8 protein-coding genes, 1 pseudogene, 1 CRISPR repeat array and 2 riboswitches (1 of these 12 cut by a window edge) are annotated in these 18,462 nt (G+C 71.4%); of the genes and pseudogenes, 3 read left to right on the plus strand and 6 right to left on the minus strand.

Features of this window, described 5'->3' with window-relative positions; all coding sequences use genetic code 11:
- Positions 1–18: 18 nt before the first annotated feature.
- The gene (locus B0E53_RS00410; RefSeq protein ID WP_107074072.1) at positions 19–633 is read right to left on the minus strand and encodes a superoxide dismutase; all 615 of its coding nucleotides are present in this window, start codon (positions 631–633) and stop codon (positions 19–21) included.
- 575 nt (positions 634–1,208) lie between these two features.
- Positions 1,209–1,271: riboswitch (cobalamin riboswitch) on the minus strand.
- Between the two features lie 124 nt (positions 1,272–1,395).
- Between B0E53_RS00410 and B0E53_RS00415 the strand changes: the two genes are divergently transcribed.
- The 3 genes from B0E53_RS00415 to B0E53_RS00425 all read left to right on the plus strand — a co-directional run bounded on the left by B0E53_RS00415 (position 1,396) and on the right by B0E53_RS00425 (position 6,097).
- Positions 1,396–2,139, plus strand: coding sequence for a (2Fe-2S)-binding protein (locus tag B0E53_RS00415; protein WP_107074073.1), 744 nt, complete (start codon positions 1,396–1,398; stop codon positions 2,137–2,139).
- Positions 2,140–2,340: 201 nt separating this feature from the next.
- Positions 2,341–2,520: riboswitch (cobalamin riboswitch) on the plus strand.
- Between the two features lie 146 nt (positions 2,521–2,666).
- Complete coding sequence (locus B0E53_RS00420) at positions 2,667–5,057, plus strand: ribonucleoside-diphosphate reductase subunit alpha (RefSeq protein ID WP_107074074.1); 2,391 nt, start codon at positions 2,667–2,669, stop codon at positions 5,055–5,057.
- Complete coding sequence (locus B0E53_RS00425; RefSeq protein WP_107074075.1) at positions 5,054–6,097, plus strand: ribonucleotide-diphosphate reductase subunit beta; 1,044 nt, start codon at positions 5,054–5,056, stop codon at positions 6,095–6,097. The genes B0E53_RS00420 and B0E53_RS00425 overlap by 4 nt, the downstream gene beginning before the upstream one ends.
- On the opposite strand, the gene B0E53_RS36765 is transcribed toward B0E53_RS00425, so the two are convergent.
- The 5 genes and pseudogenes from B0E53_RS36765 to B0E53_RS38360 form a co-directional block, all read right to left on the minus strand.
- Complete coding sequence (locus B0E53_RS36765) at positions 6,075–6,362, minus strand: hypothetical protein (RefSeq protein WP_146167524.1); 288 nt, start codon at positions 6,360–6,362, stop codon at positions 6,075–6,077. The two genes, B0E53_RS00425 and B0E53_RS36765, sit on opposite strands and share 23 nt — an antisense overlap.
- A gap of 32 nt (positions 6,363–6,394) precedes the next feature.
- Positions 6,395–7,300 carry a transposase gene (locus B0E53_RS00430; RefSeq protein WP_107074076.1) on the minus strand — a complete coding sequence of 302 codons (906 nt, stop codon included), beginning with the start codon at positions 7,298–7,300 and terminating at the stop codon, positions 6,395–6,397.
- Between the two features lie 248 nt (positions 7,301–7,548).
- Positions 7,549–8,740: pseudogene (locus tag B0E53_RS00435) on the minus strand (IS256 family transposase).
- Between the two features lie 462 nt (positions 8,741–9,202).
- Complete coding sequence (locus B0E53_RS38355; RefSeq protein WP_210405833.1) at positions 9,203–9,757, minus strand: hypothetical protein; 555 nt, start codon at positions 9,755–9,757, stop codon at positions 9,203–9,205.
- Between the two features lie 172 nt (positions 9,758–9,929).
- Complete coding sequence (locus tag B0E53_RS38360; RefSeq protein WP_210405837.1) at positions 9,930–10,076, minus strand: hypothetical protein; 147 nt, start codon at positions 10,074–10,076, stop codon at positions 9,930–9,932.
- Positions 10,077–11,405: 1,329 nt separating this feature from the next.
- Positions 11,406–18,462: a CRISPR direct-repeat array (repeat unit 37 nt; unit sequence GTTGCGATCCTCGCCCGCCGCTGGGGGCGGGCGCAGG) (it continues 4,398 nt past the right edge of the window).

An 18,462-nucleotide genomic window follows, 5' to 3' on the forward strand; every position in this document is an offset into this window, starting at 1 on the left:
ACGGTCGCGGCACGCCAGTCACGGCTTGGACGTGACCGCGCGGGCGGCGTCGAAACGGGCGGTGACGTCAGCCCAGCTCACCAGATCCCACAGCCGATCCACGTAGTCCGGACGCACGTTGCGGTACTGCAGGTAGTAGGCGTGCTCCCAGGCGTCGAAGACCAGCAGCGGAGTGGCGCCCTGCCCGACGTTGCCGTGGTGGTCGTACACCTGCTCCACGATCAGCCGCTGCCCCAGCGGCTCCCAGGCCAGCACGCCCCAGCCGGAACCCTGCACGCCCGTCGTCGCGGCGGACAGCTGCCCGGCGAAACCCTCGAACGAGCCGAAGTGCTCGTCGATCGCGGCGGCCAACTCCCCGTCCGGGCGGTCACCACCGTCCGGGGACAGGTTGTTCCAGAAGATCGAGTGCAGCACGTGCCCGGACAGGTTGAACGCGAAGGCCTTCTCCAACCCGACCAGCGCCGCGAAGTCACCCTTCTCCCGCGCCTCGGCCAGCCGGTCGAGGGCGTCGTTGCTGCCCTTCACGTACGCCGCGTGGTGCTTGCTGTGGTGCAGCTCCAGGATCTCGCCGGACATCGCCGGCTCCAGCGCACCGTAGTCGTACGGCATGTCGGGCAGCGTGTAGACGCCCACCAGCAGGCTCCTTCCTCTTGGGCGACAGCGCAGCGGGCGGGTGTCCCGGCGAGGTGCGGATCATCGCGAGCCGGGACACCCGCCCACTGCTGCAAGCATTACGTAGTTGCCAAGCTTTGGCAATAACGATCCAAGACTGAGGGGCCCTGCCTGACCCAGGCAGAGCTCGCAGGGGAGATCCGGCGCCAGAAGCCGGGCCCGCCGTCGACCAGCGCGGTCAGTGCCAGTGTTGTCGTCATCCGACGGCCACGCCCCTCGCTCCGATGGCGGCCTCCGCCGGTCGGCGCAGGCACGGTGCATGGCCAACACGCAAACCGGCGGGAGGCCGGCTGTCCGGGAACCGGACCGCGCGCTGGCTCGACTACCCGAGGACTGCCTTTCAAGGAGGAACCGGGGTCATGAGTGTGGATCGTGGACGGCGCGCGATCCTGCGAGCAGCCGTTGCTGGCGGAGTGGGCACGGGGCTGGCCGCGACCGGCCTGGCGGCGCCGGCCGATGCGGCGCCCAGCGGAGCCACGGCGAACGGTCGCGAGCCGCGCATCGCGATCCTGCTGTACGACGGTTTGACGGCGCCCGTATCTGGCTCCCGCGAGTGGCGGTTACAGGGGCGCGACCGCGCCGGCTTTGCACCGGCTTCCGCACACCGTCACGATTTGCTTCCCGGGAAGCTACGGTCGCCCACCCGGTGTGTCAACGGGTGGGCGGCACGTGACACTGCAGCGGGTGCGACGAGGTGCGGAATCGACGGCGGGGAGACGCGTTGTGAATCTGGCTCAGTTCGGTCCGTTCTTCGCACTCGAGCCGTGGCGACCCGACGAGGGCTGGCGGCCCGTGGACGAGTTCGTCAGCGACCCGGCGGTGCTCGCGGATCGGATCGTCACCGCCGGGAGCATGCTGGCCAGCCGGGCCGGGCTCGCCGCCGACGCGCTCGACCAGCGGGTCGTCGCGTCGACCGTGTCGCTCGGCCTGTTCGCCCGGCTGTTGTCCCCGGCATTTGCCGCCACGGTCGCCGCCGGCGCGGTGCCGGCGCTGACGGTGGCGAACCTGTGGTGGCGACCTGTCATCGCCGGACCGCTGCCGATGGCAACCTCCGCAACCGACCCGCCGATGCCCACCGCCGATCCAGCGGCGATGTTCGCCGACCGGATCGTCGCTGGGATCGTCGCACCGGTCCTGGCCGAGTTCGCGCATCGATATCGGCTGTCGCTCAAGGTACTGTGGGGCAACGCCGCGTCCGCCCTGGCCGGCGCCGCCACCATGTTGGCCGCGGCGGATCCCACTCTGAGCGATCGGGCGGGGGCCCTAGCCGAGGCCGTGCTCGACCTGGCGCCGTTGCACGGCACCGGCTGGTTCGAGCGCCCCGATCCCGCACTCCCCCGCCGGTTCTTCGTCCGCCGCTCCTGCTGCCTGTTCTACCGCATACCGGGCGGCGGCAGCTGCGGTGACTGCGTGCTCACCCCCTCCGACGTCCGTCGTGCCCAGTGGCGCGCCGCGCTCACCAACTGAGCGAGGAGCGCGTCGAGCGCTACCGGCCCGGTGTCGATTTTCCCCGCTGCACCGGACGCGCCCGAGGTCCGAACGCCGGGCGCCGTCACGACCGGCGGGTCGGCATATCGACGACCATGCCCACTGAGATCAAACCGACACGACGACACGACATCTGGTGTTTCCCGGGAAGCGGCAGGGCCATATATGGTGGCCCACGCAGCTGGTTCGACCGCCTTGGCGGGTGGTCGAGGCAAGAGGGAACCCGGTGCGAGTCCGGGACTGCCCCGCAGCGGTGAGTGGGAACGACCGCCGTCATTAAGCACTGGACCGAAAGGTCTGGGAAGCGACGGCCAGTAGGAGACCGAACGGTCACGCCCGCGAGTCCGAAGACCTGCCAGCGCGCCGCACGCGCCGCGTGCGGCGGTCGGAGGCCGCGCGGGACGGCCGACGCCATCGCCGCCGGCCCCAGTATGCGCGCCGTCCGGCGATCAGTGGCGTCACCCCTGCGTGTCCGTCGGCCTCGTCGGCAGGCGTGAGGAGGGGACATGACGGCGACGCAGGAGCAGGCTGCGGCCGATCAGGCGGTGCCGGAGCAGCGTCGGCATGCGATGCAGGTCCGCAAGCGCAACGGCGACACCGAGCCGGTGGACGTCAACAAGATCGTCAGGGCGGTGGAGCGGTGGGTGGCCGACCTCGACGAGGTGGATCCGCTGCGGGTCGCGACGAAGACGATCAGCGGTCTCTACGACGGGGCGAGCACCGCCGAGTTGGACAAGCTGTCGATCCAGACGGCGGCGGAGCTGATCGGTGAGGAGCCGCAGTACTCGAAGCTGGCGGCCCGGTTGCTCGCCGCGTACGTGGACAAGGAGGTTCGCGGGCAGGGCGTGGCGAGCTTCAGCCAGTCCATCCGGTACGCGCACAGCCTGGGTCTGATCGGTGACGATACGGCCGATTTCGTGTCTCGTAACGGCCGCAAGCTCGACGACGCCGTGAACCTGGACGGTGACCTGCGGTTCGAGTACTTCGGGCTGCGCACGGTCGCGGACCGGTACCTGCTGCGCCACCCCCAGTCGCGGCTCGTGGTGGAGACGCCGCAGTACTGGCTGCTGCGGGTGGCCTGCGGTTTGTCCGGGACGCCCGGCGAGGCGATTTCGTTCTACCGGCTGATGTCCTCGTTGGCGTACCTGCCGAGTTCGCCGACGCTGTTCAACTCGGGCACCCGGCACACCCAGATGTCGTCGTGCTTTCTGGTCGACTCGCCCCGGGACGAACTGGACTCGATCTACGAGCGGTACCACCAGATCGCGAAGCTGTCGAAATTTTCCGGCGGCATCGGCATCGCCTGGACGCGGGTCCGTGGCCGGGGGGCGCTGATCCGCGGCACGAACGGCCGGTCCAACGGCATCGTGCCGTTCCTCAAGACGCTCGATGCCGGCGTGGCCGCGGTCAACCAGGGCGGCCGGCGCAAGGGCGCGGCCTGCGTCTACCTGGAACCGTGGCACCCGGACATTGAGGAGTTCCTTGAGCTGCGGGACAACACCGGTGAGGAGTCCCGCCGCACGCACAACCTCAACCTGGCCAACTGGATCCCGGACGAGTTCATGCGCCGGGTCGAGGCGGACGGTGACTGGTCGCTGATCGACCCCTCCGACGCGCCGGAACTGCCGGACCTGTACGGGGAGGAGTTCGACGCCGCCTACCGGGTCGCGGAGAAGAAGGCCGTCCGGACGGTGAAGGCCCGCGACCTGTACGGGCGGATGATGCGCACGCTGGCGCAGACCGGCAACGGGTGGATGACGTTCAAGGACCCGTCGAACCGGCTGTCCAACCAGACCGGCGCCCCGGGCAACACGATCCACCTGTCCAACCTGTGCACCGAGATCCTGGAGGTGAACAGCGACACCGAGACCGCCGTCTGCAACCTCGGCTCGGTCAACCTCGGCGCCCACGTCACTGCCGACGGGGTCGACTGGGAGAAGCTGCGGGCGACCGTACGGACCGCGGTGGTGTTCCTGGACCGGGTGATCGACATCAACTACTACCCGGCCGAGCAGACGGCGGCGTCGAACCCGCGCTGGCGGCCGGTCGGGCTCGGGCTGATGGGCCTGCAGGACGCGTTCTTCACCCTGCGCCTGCCGTTCGACTCGGCCGAGGCTCGTGAGCTGTCGACCCGGGTGCAGGAGGAGATCTTCCTGACCGCCCTGGAGACCTCGGCCGGGCTCGCCGAGCGGTGCGGCCCGCATCCCGCGTACGCCGAGACCAGGGCGGCTCGCGGCGAGCTGCACCCCGACCTGTGGGGCGCCGAACCCACACAGGTCGAACGGTGGGCCGCCCTGCGGGAGCGGGTCGCCGCTCACGGGCTGCGCAACTCGCTGCTGGTCGCGATCGCTCCGACCGCCACCATCGCCTCGATCGCCGGGTGCTACGAGTGCATCGAGCCTCAGGTGTCCAACCTGTTCAAGCGCGAGACGATGTCCGGCGAGTTCCTGCAGATCAACACCTATCTCGTACGCGAGCTCAAGGCGCGCGGGCTGTGGACGCCGGCGGTCCGGGAGCAGATCAAGCGCGCCGAGGGATCCGTGCAGGGCATCGGTGAGCTGCCCGCCGACGTGCGGGAGCTGTTCCGCACCGCGTGGGAACTGCCCCAACGGGCACTGATCGACCTCGCCGCCGCCCGGGCTCCCTACATCGACCAGTCACAGTCGCTGAACCTGTTCCTGAGCGCGCCGACCATCGGGAAGCTGTCGTCAATGTACCTCTACGCCTGGAAGTCCGGGCTGAAGACCACCTACTACCTGCGCTCGCGTCCCGCGACGCGTATCCAGCAGGCCACCGTCGCCGTCGCGCCGGCGATCATGCCGGTCCTCACCGTGAGTGACGACGAAGCGTTGGCCTGTTCCCTGGAGAATCCCGAGAGCTGCGAGGCCTGCCAGTGACAACGATCCCCGAATCCCGCACGGCTGGCGCCAGCCAAGGGCACATGCTGCTCGACCCCGGCATGGACCTGACCCTGCGACCGATGCGCTACCCGCACTTCTTCGACCGGTTCAAGGACGCGATCAAGAACACCTGGACGGTGGAGGAGGTCGACCTGCACTCGGACCTCGTCGACCTGGCCAAGCTCTCGCCCGCCGAGCAGCACCTGGTCTCCCGACTGGTCGCCTTCTTCGCCACCGGCGACACCATCGTCGCCAACAACCTGGTACTCAACCTCTACCAGCACGTCAACTCCCCGGAGGGCCGGCTCTACCTGTCCCGGCAGCTGTTCGAGGAGGCCGTGCACGTCCAGTTCTACCTGAACCTGCTCGACACCTACGTACCCGACGAGAAGGAGCGGTTCGCCTCGTTCGCGGCCATCGAGAACATCCCGTCGATCCGGCGCAAGGCCGAGTTCTGCTTCCGCTGGATCGATTCCGTTTTCGAGCTACGCGAGCTGAAGACCCGCGAGGACCGGCGGGCTTTCCTGCTCAACCTCATCTGCTTCGCCGCGTGCATCGAAGGGCTGTTCTTCTACGGCGCGTTCGCCTACGTCTACTTCCTACGCTCGCGGGGTCTGCTCAACGGGCTGGCCTCCGGCACGAACTGGGTGTTCCGCGACGAGTCGATGCATATGGCGTTCGCCTTCGACGTGGTGGACACCGTGCGGCGTGAGGAGCCGGAGCTGTTCGACGCCGAGATGGAACGGCAGGTGATCGAGATGCTCGCCGAGGCCGTCGAGTGTGAGGTCCAGTTCGCCGAGGACCTGCTCGAACAGGGCGTCTCCGGGCTGTCGCCGGCCGACATGCGCCAGTATCTGCAGCACGTGGCCGACCGCCGGCTCGCCCAGCTCGGCATCGCCCCTCACTACGGCTCGGCCAACCCGTTCGCCTTCATGGAGCTGCAGGACGTGCAGGAGTTGTCGAACTTCTTCGAGCGGCGGGTGTCGGCCTATCAGGTGGGGGTGACCGGCAGCGTCAGCTTCGACGACGACTTCTGACAGCGGGCGCCGCGCCTGAGACCCGCAGTGCCGCGGTCAGACGTTCACACACGCAGTCGGCCGGGCCCGCCTGGGCGAGGATCGCCTCGATCCGCGCCAGGCGGGCCCGCGCCTGGCGCACCTCATGCTCCAGCCGGGTGGCCCGCGCAGCGCTCGCGCCGACCTGACGGCGGCAGGCTTCCAGGCGCGCGAAGTCCTCTGGCCGTACCGCCACCCACTCGTCGCCGTCCACGGCCACCGAGACCCTGCCGATCTTTTCGCCCACCCGCCGCCTGGTCACGTCCGCTTGCTCCTATGTCAAGCAGCCATGTTGATGTTGCTGTCTTTGGCGTCGGTGAGGAGTGCTCGATAGACGATGTCTGACAGTCGGCGTTTGAGGGCACGGATGGATTCGGTGGTGCTGTCGCCGTTGGTGCGGCGCCGTTGGAGGTAGTCGCGGGCGTCTGGGTGGTAGTGGGCTTGGGTGATGGCGATGCGGTGGATGGCGGCATTGAGCTGCCGGTTGCCGGTGCGGGACAGGCGGCGGCGTTCGCGGTTGGCTGACCAGACTGGCAGGGGTGCGGTGCCGTTGTGGCGGGCGTAGGCGTGGCGAGAGCGGAAACGGCGGATGTCAGCGGTTTCGCCGAGGATCTTCGCCGCGGTCAAGGTGGCGCAGCCTTTTGATGGCGAGCAGCGCGGGCGCGAGTTGCTCGACGAGCGGCTCAAGCTCACGTTCCAGCGCGGTGATCTGCTCGGTGAGCAGCCGGCAGCGCGTGACGAGATCCATGGCGGCCGGTTGATGGTGCGGGTTCGTTCGGCGACGAGATCGTCGCGGTGGTCGGTGAGCAGCCGGACTTCGCGTGCTGGGCCGTCGAGTTGCGCGGCGGGCAGATCCGGCTCTCGCAGTGCGGCGCGGGCGACGGCCAGGGCGTCGATCGGGTCCGATTTGCCGTAGCTGCGTGCGGCATCGCGGGCGTGGGCCATGAGCTTGGGTGGGACTCGCAGGATGCGTTCGCCGGCGCTCAGGAGGTCGCGTTCGAGTCGGCGGGACAGGTGGCGGCAGTCCTCGACAGCCCACTGTCGGTCTGGTCCGAATTGTTCGGCCCAGAGCATGAGCTTGAAATGGTCTTCGCTGGTGGTGCCACAGGTGTGCTGGCCGAGCTTGCGGCCAAGTTCGTCGACGGTGTGATTGCGCTTGTGAGCGTCGACGCCGAGGACGACCATCGGTGCTGTTCTCCCGTTCGGTGTGAGTGGGTGAACGGGACCGGTCGGTGGGCACGCGTCAGTTGGGGCGAGGCCACGCTCCTATGAAGCCACGCCGGCCGGTCCGTCGGCCCGGCCAGACCGCAGAAGCGGACGCGGCCACCGCCGGAGCGGGGCAGCTGGTGGTGGAGCGAATCCGCCGGGCGGATACAAGACTGACACTGACGCTGGTGGTGTAGGAGACGGCCATCGCGGGATCCGGTCTGATGTTATGCGGCGATCGGGGTGGGGTCGGGCTGCTCGGTGTCGTGTTTGCCGGTCTCGATCGTGACCATGCGGGCTTTGGCGAGGAGTTCCAAGCCCATGTAGCGGCGGCCTTCGGTCCACTCGTCGGTTTGTTCGGCCAGGACGGCGCCGCCGAGGCGGATGATCGCGGGCCGGTTGGGGAAGATCCCGACGACGTCGCTGCGGCGGCGGATTTCCTTGTTCAGCCGTTCCTGCGGATTGTTTGACCAGATCTGGTGCCAGATCTCGCGGGGGAAGCCGGTGAAGGCCAGGAGGTCGTCGCGGGCGGTGTCGAGGTGCTCGGCCGCGGCGGGGAACTTGGCTTCGATCGCGGTCACGACCCGGTCGAACTGCGCCCGAACAGCGTCAGCGTCGGGCTGGTCGAAGATCGTCCGCACCAGGGTCGCGATCCACGGCTGCGCCGACTTCGGCACCTTGGTCAGCAGATTCCGCAGGTAGTGGGTCCTGCACCGCTGCCATGAGGCTCCTGGCAGTGCAGCGCCGATGGCCTGCACCAGGCCGGCGTGGGCGTCGGAGATGACCAGGCGGACGCCGGACAGGCCGCGGGCGGTCAGCGACCGCAGGAACGCCAGCCATCCGGCGCCGTCTTCGTCGGAGGCGACGTCGAGGCCGAGGACCTCGCGTTGGCCGTCGGCGTTGACCCCGACGGCGATCAGGGCGTGGACGTTGACAGTGCGGCCGTGCTCACGGACCTTCATCGTCAGCGCGTCCATCCAGACGAAGGTGTAGTGCCCAGCGTCGAGGGGCCGGTTGCGGAACGCCTCGACCTGGGCGTCCAGGTGGGCGGCCATTTCCGAGACCAGCGACTTGGACAGCTGCCGGATCCCGAGCTGCTCGACCAGCTTCTCCACCCGCCGGGTCGACACTCCGAGCAGATAGGACGTGGCCACCACCGACACCAGGGCCTGCTCTGCCCGCCGCCGGTGGGTCAGCAGCCAGTCCGGGAAGTACGAACCCTGCCTCAGCTTCGGAATCGCCAGATCGATCGTCCCGGCCCGCGTGTCCCACTCCCGCACCCGATAGCCGTTACGGGAGTTCACCCGCTCCTCGCTGCGCTGCCCATAGCCGGCGCCGCGCCCAGCGCCGGAATGCCTCCGAACGGTCCACGAGCGTGTTGTCGAGATCGAAGAGCGCCAACCGCTGCATGGTCAACAACCGTACCGGGTAAAGCGAATCTCCTCGTCGGGCAGTCGCCAGACCGTCCAGCCTCCCCCGACGGGGACAAGGTGGAGCGCCTACCGGAACGACCTTGGCCCCGTCCGGGAGGGCTGGTAGTCCCTTGTTCTGCAAGGGTAGCCGCTGGTCGGTTTGGTCCTGGACGGCCTGACTTGGCCCTGGTGGCACCCGCTTGTGGCCCGTGGGGTGGCCCGGCAGCCTTGACTGTCAGTGGCAGAAGTGGCTCAGCGACGGTTACGAGATCGGCGGACTGCCCAGACCCCGCCAACAATCGCCGCAGCAGTTGGCAAGAGACAGAAGAGCGTCAGGACCAACAGGTGCCACGGCTTGAGAGCTCCCATGGCCGAGAGGATAGGCACCGCTCCCCAACGCCGCTGCCCCTGCTGCGTGCCGGAGCGAGCGAGGTCACAGCTGCTGCACCAGTCTGTGGAGCGCGTGTGACTAGTCGCGCGTGAGTCCTGGCGGAAGGGCGTCTTCGTCGGTCCCGACCCTGCGAGCGTTGACCAGCGGATTGCGGTGCAGGGCGGTGATCAGGGCGGCCGTGCCGCCGATGTCGGTCCATAAGTCGTCCCAGAGGGCGGAGACGAGCCAGGAGTGATCCGCAGGGAAGAACAGATCGGGCAATGGTCCTTCGCCGCGCATGTGACCGGTCCGCCAGGCGAGGGCTTGTTCGGGTCCTGCTTCGACCAGCACGTAGGGCCAGTTCCAGTAGAGGGACACCTTCGGAGCGAGGGGGAAGACGATGTCGTGGGCGCCCGTGTCGAGATAGCCCAGCCACCAGGGCTGGTCAGGGGTGTGCTGGGTGAGTACGTCGATCACAGCGCGTTCATGGGCTTGGACACTCACGCCGTCGGGTGGGTAGAAGGTGGCGTAGGCGTCGAACACCGGCGGTATCGCCGTGGTGATCGAGATACCTTCCGTGGTTTTACCAGCAATCCAGGCGACGTCGCCAGCCGTACCGATCCGCCAGCTTCGTCCGTCCTTGGTGACCTCCATGGAACCCATATAAGCCGATACGCCAATCGAGTGGGCCAATGTTCGGTAGGGACGGGCTGCTGGAATCGATCCCGACACCTTCGCGCCGCTTTCGCCCTGAGCGCCAGTTCAGCAGCCGAACGAGCGTCGCTGCCGGGCACTGTCCATGCCGTGCCCGGCAGCAGGCGACGGATCAGCCTCGGGTTGTGACGGCCAGACCCTGGCCTAACCGCCCGGCGGCCGTCAGTTCGTCGACGCCGAGGAAGCCTCCGACGATCTCCCGCACCGGTTCGTGGTGCCGGCGGGTCGCGTGCACGTAAACGTTCATCGTCGTGGTCACGCTCGTGCCCGGCCATCGTCCGCAGCGCCGCAAGGTCCACGCCCTCCGTGGCCAGCAGCGTCAGCAGCGAGTGCCGCAGCCCGTGCATCGTCATCCGGCGCGGCAGGCCCTTCTCACGGGCCAGGTCGCGGATCTTCACCCACCGTCCCTCGTAGAAGTCCTCGTACCGCCAGTGGTTGCCGCGCGGCGCCACGAACACGAATTGCCGGCCCGGCTCGCGGCTGGCGGCCGCGCACCGCTCAGCGACCATCCGCGCCACCGCGGCGGTCAGCGGCACCTCCCGGTAGCCCTGCTTCGTCTTCGGCTTGGGCTCAACCATCCACCGCCGGCGCACCTATATGCGTAACGGTGGGACCGTAACCGGATCGCTCGCCGGACACAAGATCGCGCCGGCCGCTGCGGCGGACGGCACGGTTCAGGGCCCGTGATCCCGTGGTGATCCCCTGGCGGCAAACAGCCCGAGAAACGATCAAGGCCGCTAACCTGAGTTCTGCCAGGTCAGCGGCCCAAAGCCTGTGTCGTTCGTACTGGTGTCCGAGGGGTGATCGATACCATCGCCCCACACCAAAACAACACCAGCAGCGGAGAGCGTCCTTGACGACGGTTCGGCAGGGCGAGCGCGCGCCCGCGCTCGGGCAGCCGACTCCAGCCAGGTTGGCATGGCGGGGCCAGCCGATCAGGAGCCGTAGAAGACGGGCAGGTGCAGGATCTCAGCTCGCGTTCGTTCGATCGCCCCAGAGGGGGTCGGAGCGCCACGGTACTTTTACGCCAGCAGAAACTGCGCCCGCAGGCTCGAGACCGGTTCGGCGAGCCTGGCGCAGGAATCCGGAAACCCGCCCCGATGACCCTCAAGAGATTCGAACCCTGCAACACACGGTTACCGAACGTCACGACCCCGAACTTGTCATTGATCGTCAATATGCACCATTGAGCTGCACAGACGCCATCACCGACTCACCAACGCCCGTCACTGGTAGTCGAGCCTTGGCAGGGGTTTTCGGGGGGTAAACGGGGGCACCGTCGACCATGCCGCGACGTCCGCAGCCCCACCAGGCACCCCATCCGGGCGCGGACGAGGCGCTCACCACCAAGCCGACGTGCTGGGCGAGTTCCCTTTCACACCGCCGTTCTCCCCCTGCCGATCCGGATGTTCGTCGAGGCAAAGAGCTATCAGCCCATGGATCGGGCTTGCGGAGGAGGTCAAGGTTCGCGCGGCCATACATCTGTCGCTTGATCGTCTTGATGCGGATGACATGGCCTTCGACCGGGCCTGAGCTCCAGGGCTGGGTGAGGCCGGCGGTCGGTGTCGGACTCGCGCCGGTACACGTGGTTGCGATCCTCGCCCCGCCGCCGGGGGGCGGGCGCAGCGCGGGCGCGGCGGGTGATGCCGGGGTGCCGTAGCCACTGTTGCGATCCTCGCCCGCCGCCGGGGGCGGACGCAGCCTCTCGACGGCCCTCCTCGTGACCGGCCCGGTCCGCGTGTTGCGATCCTCGCCCGCCGCCGGGGGCGGGCGCAGCGGCGGAGCCAGATCTCGTCGCGCATCGGGTGGCCGTCGTTGCGATCCTCGCCCGCCTCCCCGGGGGCGGGCGCAGCCAGCGGCGGTGGAGGACGGCAACGCCGCCGACATGGCGTTGCGATCCTCGCCCGCCGCTGGGAGCGGGCGAGGCGACGAGCAGATCGCCCGCGCGGTCCTGGCGCACTTCCTGTTGCGATCCTCGCCCGCCGCTGGGTGCGGGCGCAGCCCAGCCGCCGCCGATGGAGAGCGAGTCGACGTGGTTGCGATCCTCGCCCGCCGCTGGGGGCGGGCGCAGCCCGGCGGCCCCGGGTGCGGTGCTCGGCGAGGTAGCCGTTGTTGCGATCCTCGCCCGCCGCTGGGGGCGGGCGCAGCTCCGTTGCACATCGGAGAGAGTGCCCCCGAGCCTGGTGGGGTTGCGATCCTCGCCCGCCGCTGGGGGCGGGCGCAGCCACCACCGGCGCGGCCCGCAGCTCGATCCGCCCGTCGCTGTTGCGATCCTCGCCCGCCGCTGGGGGCGGGCGCAGCGCGTTCACCATCGAACCCGACCCGTACGCCCACCTCCACGTTGCGATCCTCGCCCGCCGCTGGGGGCGGGCGCAGCGTGCCCGGGTCGGGCGGCGGCGGGGCGGCCTCCCGGAAGTTGCGATCCTCACCCGCCGCTGGGGCGGGCGCAGCCCCCGGCGCCCGCCGGGAAGGCCCCCAGCGACGCCAAGGAGTTGCGATCCTCGCCCGCCGCTGGGGGCGGGCGCAGGCCGGTCGGGGTGGGCCGGTACGACACGTCGGAGACGGCGTTGCGATCCTCGCCCGCCGCTGGGGGCGGGCGCAGGCTCGGGTACGCGCCGGCCGAGATCGCGGGCGCGATCCTGGAGTTGCGATCCTCGCCCGCCGCTGAGGGCGGGCGCAGGCCACGGAGGCGTCGGACAGCCGGTCCGGGACGTACTGGTTGCGATCCTCGTCCGCCGCTGGGGGCGGGCGCAGGTTCCACACGGTGGTGATCACGGCGGCGATCCCCTTGTTGCGATCCTCGCCCGCCGCTGGGGCGGGCGCAGGGAGCAGTTCCGTGAGAAGCGCATCCCGTTCTGCCAGCGGCGTTGCGATCCTCGCCCGCCGCTGGGGGCGGGCGCAGGCAGGTCGCCATCCTCGACCAGCGTGAGCGTGCCGCAATCGTTGCGATCCTTCCCCGCCGCTGGGGGCGGGCGCAGGGCTCAAGGCGGCGACCGGTTCCCGCACCCCGGCCCAGCGTTGCGATCCTCGCCCGCCGCTGGGGGCGGGCGCAGGGCCGACCAGCGCGCCGATGACCGGACCGAGCACGGATAGTTGCGATCCTCGCCCGCCGCTGGGGGCGGGCGTAGGCACCGGAGAGCGATGCACATAGTCAGGCACCTAGACAGGTTGCGATCCTCGCCCGCCGCTGGGGGCGGGCGCAGGGCGCTGAACGCCCGCGGGCTGCGGCAGCTCGCCTCGCAGTTGCGATCCTCGCCCGCCGCTGGGGGCGGGCGCAGGCAGCAGATCCCGTTGCAGGGTCGCGGCACCACCGACCAGTTGCGATCCTCGCCCGCCGCTGGGGGCGGGCGCAGGAACCAGGTCCGCACGCCCGACCGGCCGACGACGGGGTTGCGATCCTCGCCCGCCGCTGGGGGCGGGCGCAGGAACCAGGTCCGCACGCCCGACCGGCCGACGACGGGGTTGCGATCCTCGCCCGCCGCTGGGGGCGGGCGCAGGAACCAGGTCCGCACGCCCGACCGGCCGACGACGGGGTTGCGATCCTCGCCCGCCGCTGGGGGCGGGCGCAGGTCGCGCGGCTCGGCTTCCGTCCCATGGTCAACGGCCGTGTTGCGATCCTCGCCCGCCGCTGGGGGCGGGCGCAGGACCCGAGACCTGATCTTCCAGGTGGGAGAGGAGCGGATGTTGCGATCCTCGCCCGCCGCTGGGGGCGGGCGCAGGTCGGGGTCGTCGTGGGTCTCGACCAGACGGTCACCGTCGTTGCGATCCTCGCCCGCCGCTGGGGGCGGGCGCAGGCGTCGTCGCGGCCGACGTCGAGGCTGTCCGGCACGCAGTTGCGATCCTCGCCCGCCGCTGGGGGCGGGCGCAGGGCCGGGCTGCGCGAGGTCGCGTCGACGACGTACATGCCGTTGCGATCCTCGCCCGCCGCTGGGGGCGGGCGCAGGACGGCGGTGATCGCGCCGCCCGCGACGTCGTACTCAGCGTTGCGATCCTCGCCCGCCGCTGGGGGCGGGCGCAGGCTCGTCGATGACGCGCACGAAGGCGTTCTCGACCACGCCGTTGCGATCCTCGCCCGCCGCTGGGGGCGGGCGCAGGCTCCGGCGGTTGATCTCCCCGTCGATCGGGATGCCGAGGTTGCGATCCTCGCCCGCCGCTGGGGGCGGGCGCAGGCGCCGGCGATGGCCAGGCCGACACCGCCCCAGATGTTGTTGCGATCCTCGCCCGCCGCTGGGGGCGGGCGCAGGTCCCCGACTGACGGCGAGCGCCTTGCTCGTGAACTGTGGTTGCGATCCTCGCCCGCCGCTGGGGGCGGGCGCAGGCTGGCTCTGGACGGGCGGCACATCGGAGGGATACGGGGTTGCGCTCCTCGCCCGCCGCTGGGGGCGGGCGCAGGGCCGGGTGTTGGTGACCAACCCGCACCACCAGCAGACCCGTTGCGATCCTCGCCCGCCGCTGGGGGCGGGCGCAGGCCCGGGTTGCGGACCTGCGTCGCGCCGAGGGTCTGCGGTTGCGATCCTCGCCCGCCGCTGGGGCGGGCGCAGGGCGACCAGCCGCCCCAGAGTGGCCATGTCGCCGGACACGTTGCGATCCTCGCCCGCCGCTGGGGGCGGGCGCAGGGGTCCCGGGAGGTGGGGATGCCGGCGCTGCTCGCGGTGTTGCGATCCTCGCCCGCCGCTGGGGGCGGGCGCAGGGTGCTGTGCTTAGGTGCTTCACCGGCTGGGAGGAAGTTGTTGCGATCCTCGCCCGCCGCTGGGGGCGGGCGCAGGGACCGCAGCCGGTGTACGTGGTCCCCCAGCAGCCGCCGTTGCGATCCTCGCCCGCCGCTGGGGGCGGGCGCAGGGCCCCCGGCCGGTCGGCCGGGGGCGGTGGGGACGATCAGTTGCGATCCTCGCCCGCCGCTGGGGGCGGGCGCAGGCGCCGCCGTCGCCTTGACCACCGGCCTGGTACACCTGTCGTTGCGATCCTCGCCCGCCGCTGGGGGCGGGCGCAGGGCCCCACCCGAGGTGCCGGCGCGTCCGGTACACGTAGAGGTTGCGATCCTCGCCCGCCGCTGGGGGCGGGCGCAGGGTGTACCGGATCTCGTACTCTCCGCTTGCGATCAACGCGTTGCGATCCTCGCCCGCCGCTGGGGGCGGGCGCAGGTGAGCACCCGCGCATCCACTACGACGGAGACCCGAAGTTGCGATCCTCGCCCGCCGCTGGGGGCGGGCGCAGGGCGGACGACCCGCGCGACTGGCAGATCGGGCAGGCAGCAGTTGCGATCCTCGCCCGCCGCTGGGGGCGGGCGCAGGCCGGGAACTGGCCCGCACACTCCCCGACGACTGGGTGTTGCGATCCTCGCCCGCCGCTGGGGGCGGGCGCAGGGCACCACCGTGTCATCCAACCCCGACGACGGCGTCTGGTTGCGATCCTCGCCCGCCGCTGGGGGCGGGCGCAGGGGCCAAGAGCGACGGGCAGCTCACCGGCGTGCAGCTGATGTTGCGATCCTCGCCCGCCGCTGGGGGCGGGCGCAGGAGCCGGCAGGAGCGGGCGGAGGCCGGCGTCGACCTGTCGTTGCGATCCTCGCCCGCCGCTGGGGGCGGGCGCAGGCCTCCACCTCGTCGACGCGCTGCTCGATGCGCTGGAGGTTGCGATCCTCGCCCGCCGCTGGGGGCGGGCGCAGGGGGTAGGCCGGCACGGTGAACTGACCGCTCGACACCTCGTTGTTGCGATCCTCGCCCGCCGCTGGGGGCGGGCGCAGGCAGGCACCCGGGTCACGGAGATCCTCGCGACGCACCCGTTGCGATCCTCGCCCGCCGCTGGGGGCGGGCGCAGGGGTGCCTGCGGACACGCCCATGGAGTGCGCGACCTCCAGGTTGCGATCCTCGCCCGCCGCTGGGGGCGGGCGCAGGGAATGGCCGCCGCAGTGCTCCGTGCAGCAGCGAACGTTGCGATCCTCGCCCGCCGCTGGGGGCGGGCGCAGGTCACCACCGACACCGCCGGTCGCCTGACGCACTTCTCGTTGCGATCCTCGCCCGCCGCTGGGGGCGGGCGCAGGCCATCGTTGGACCGGGCGGTGTCCTGTTCCGCGAGTTGTTGCGATCCTCGCCCGCCGCTGGGGGCGGGCGCAGGTCGACGGGTTCGTGTGCTGGCGGCATGTTCACCCCGACGTTGCGATCCTCGCCCGCCGCTGGGGGCGGGCGCAGGGAAAACGCAGTAGTACCGGTCTCGGGACTGCGGCACCCCGTTGCGATCCTCGCCCGCCGCTGGGGGCGGGCGCAGGTTCTCCACGATGATCGCCTGGTAACGGTGGACTTCGGCGTTGCGATCCTCGCCCGCCGCTGGGGGCGGGCGCAGGGCTGCTGCACGTGTGCGCGTACAGCTGCTCACCGCTGGCGTTGCGATCCTCGCCCGCCGCTGGGGGCGGGCGCAGGCCTCACCCGCGCGGTGCTGGCCTTCCTGCTCGAGGCGTACGGTTGCGATCCTCGCCCGCCGCTGGGGGCGGGCGCAGGCGCGCCCTGGGGGACACGGGCATGTGGGTGTGGTCGCGGTTGCGATCCTCGCCCGCCGCTGGGGGCGGGCGCAGGCTTGCGGAAGATCGAGCGAATGGCCGGGCTCGCGATCAGGTTGCGATCCTCGCCCGCCGCTGGGGGCGGGCGCAGGCATCAGCTCCCCTTGGGGTCGGTGGCGGGTTCGCTGGTGAGTTGCGATCCTCGCCCGCCGCTGGGGGCGGGCGCAGGACGATCTGGTGCTCACCACCGAGCGGCTGATCTACCCGTTGCGATCCTCGCCCGCCGCTGGGGGCGGGCGCAGGTCGTGCACGAGGTGGGCGCGGCCGGGCTCACGTCCGCGTTGCGATCCTCGCCCGCCGCTGGGGGCGGGCGCAGGCGGACACCCCGGAGGTCATCGTCAGGTACGCCCAGCGGTTGCGGTCCTCGCCCGCCGCTGGGGGCGGGCGCAGGAACCAACTGACGGATAGTTTCGCGCCATGGGACACAAGTTGCGATCCTCGCCCGCCGCTGGGGGCGGGCGCAGGCGCCGAGCTGACCGACTTCGTCGCCGTGCTCACCAACAAGGTGTTGCGATCCTCGCCCGCCGCTGGGGGCGGGCGCAGGGTCGATGCGCTTCTGCTCCTCCGGCGTCGCCTCCCGGGAGTTGCGATCCTCGCCCGCCGCTGGGGGCGGGCGCAGGGCGCACCCAGGACGAGCAGGTCTACAAGTACGCCGTGAAGTTGCGATCCTCGCCCGCCGCTGGGGGCGGGCGCAGGAGGTGGCCGGGATCCTCACGGCGAGCATGAGCGCGGCGTTGCGATCCTCGCCCGCCGCTGGGGGCGGGCGCAGGGGGGCGGCGCGCATGACGGTCGGCGGGCCGACCACTGTGTTGCGATCCTCGCCCGCCGCTGGGGGCGGGCGCAGGACACCGTCAACGGCGTCACGGCGATCGTCGCCTACGCGTTGCGATCCTCGCCCGCCGCTGGGGGCGGGCGCAGGGCTGTGGCTCGGCGTGCGCCGGCGGCAGGCGATGACCCCGTTGCGATCCTCGCCCGCCGCTGGGGGCGGGCGCAGGGGGGCGGCGCGCATGACGGTCGGCGGGCCGACCACTGTGTTGCGATCCTCGCCCGCCGCTGGGGGCGGGCGCAGGGCGGCCCTCGGAGTCCGGCCGGTCCGGGCCGCCGGGGTTGCGATCCTCGCCCGCCGCTGGGGGCGGGCGCAGGGCTGACGGCCGCGCCGGGGGCGGGGGTGGTGCTGTGCGAGTTGCGATCCTCGCCCGCCGCTGGGGGCGGGCGCAGGCCGTACTGCCTGGCCCTCGAGTTCGGCACCCGCTACATGTTGCGATCCTCGCCCGCCGCTGGGGGCGGGCGCAGGTCGGACGCGACGCGCGTGGTGACCGGCTGGGAGCCGGTGTTGCGATCCTCGCCCGCCGCTGGGGGCGGGCGCAGGGTCGGCCTTTCGAACGGGTGTTCGTCCTCGTGTGTCAAGTTGCGATCCTCGCCCGCCGCTGGGGGCGGGCGCAGGCGGGTGGAGCTGCTGAGGCGGCGACGGTGGCGTACGTGTTGCGATCCTCGCCCGCCGCTGGGGGCGGGCGCAGGGCGTACCGGCCGGCGAGCTCGCAGTCCGGGCGGAACGTGTTGCGATCCTCGCCCGCCGCTGGGGGCGGGCGCAGGGGGCGGAGATCGCGGCCCTGGCCGCCGCATTCAACTGTTGCGATCCTCGCCCGCCGCTGGGGGCGGGCGCAGGGTCCCACTGGCGGGTGCACGTCGCGCCGCGGTGGGCGTTGCGATCCTCGCCCGCCGCTGGGGGCGGGCGCAGGGGGCGAGGTGCCGACGACCGGGCTGGGCCAGCCGGCGTTGCGATCCTCGCCCGCCGCTGGGGGCGGGCGCAGGCGCCCCGGCCGCCGGCGGGGGCGGGCGCAGGCACGGCTCGCAGCAGTGGTCGCCCTCGGCCGCGCAGTAGTTGCGATCCTCGCCCGCCGCTGGGGGCGGGCGCAGGAGACGCAGACCTTCACCATCCGGACCGGCGCGCCATCGTTGCGATCCTCGCCCGCCGCTGGGGGCGGGCGCAGGCCATCTGCCCCAACACCACCTGCGACAGCGGCGGCCGGTTGCGATCCTCGCCCGCCGCTGGGGGCGGGCGCAGGAACGGCAGCACCGCGAGGGGTCCTCCGAC

Source organism: Micromonospora sp. MH33 (assembly GCF_003013775.1).
In the GTDB taxonomy this organism is placed as follows: Bacteria; Actinomycetota; Actinomycetes; order Mycobacteriales; family Micromonosporaceae; genus Micromonospora; species Micromonospora fulviviridis.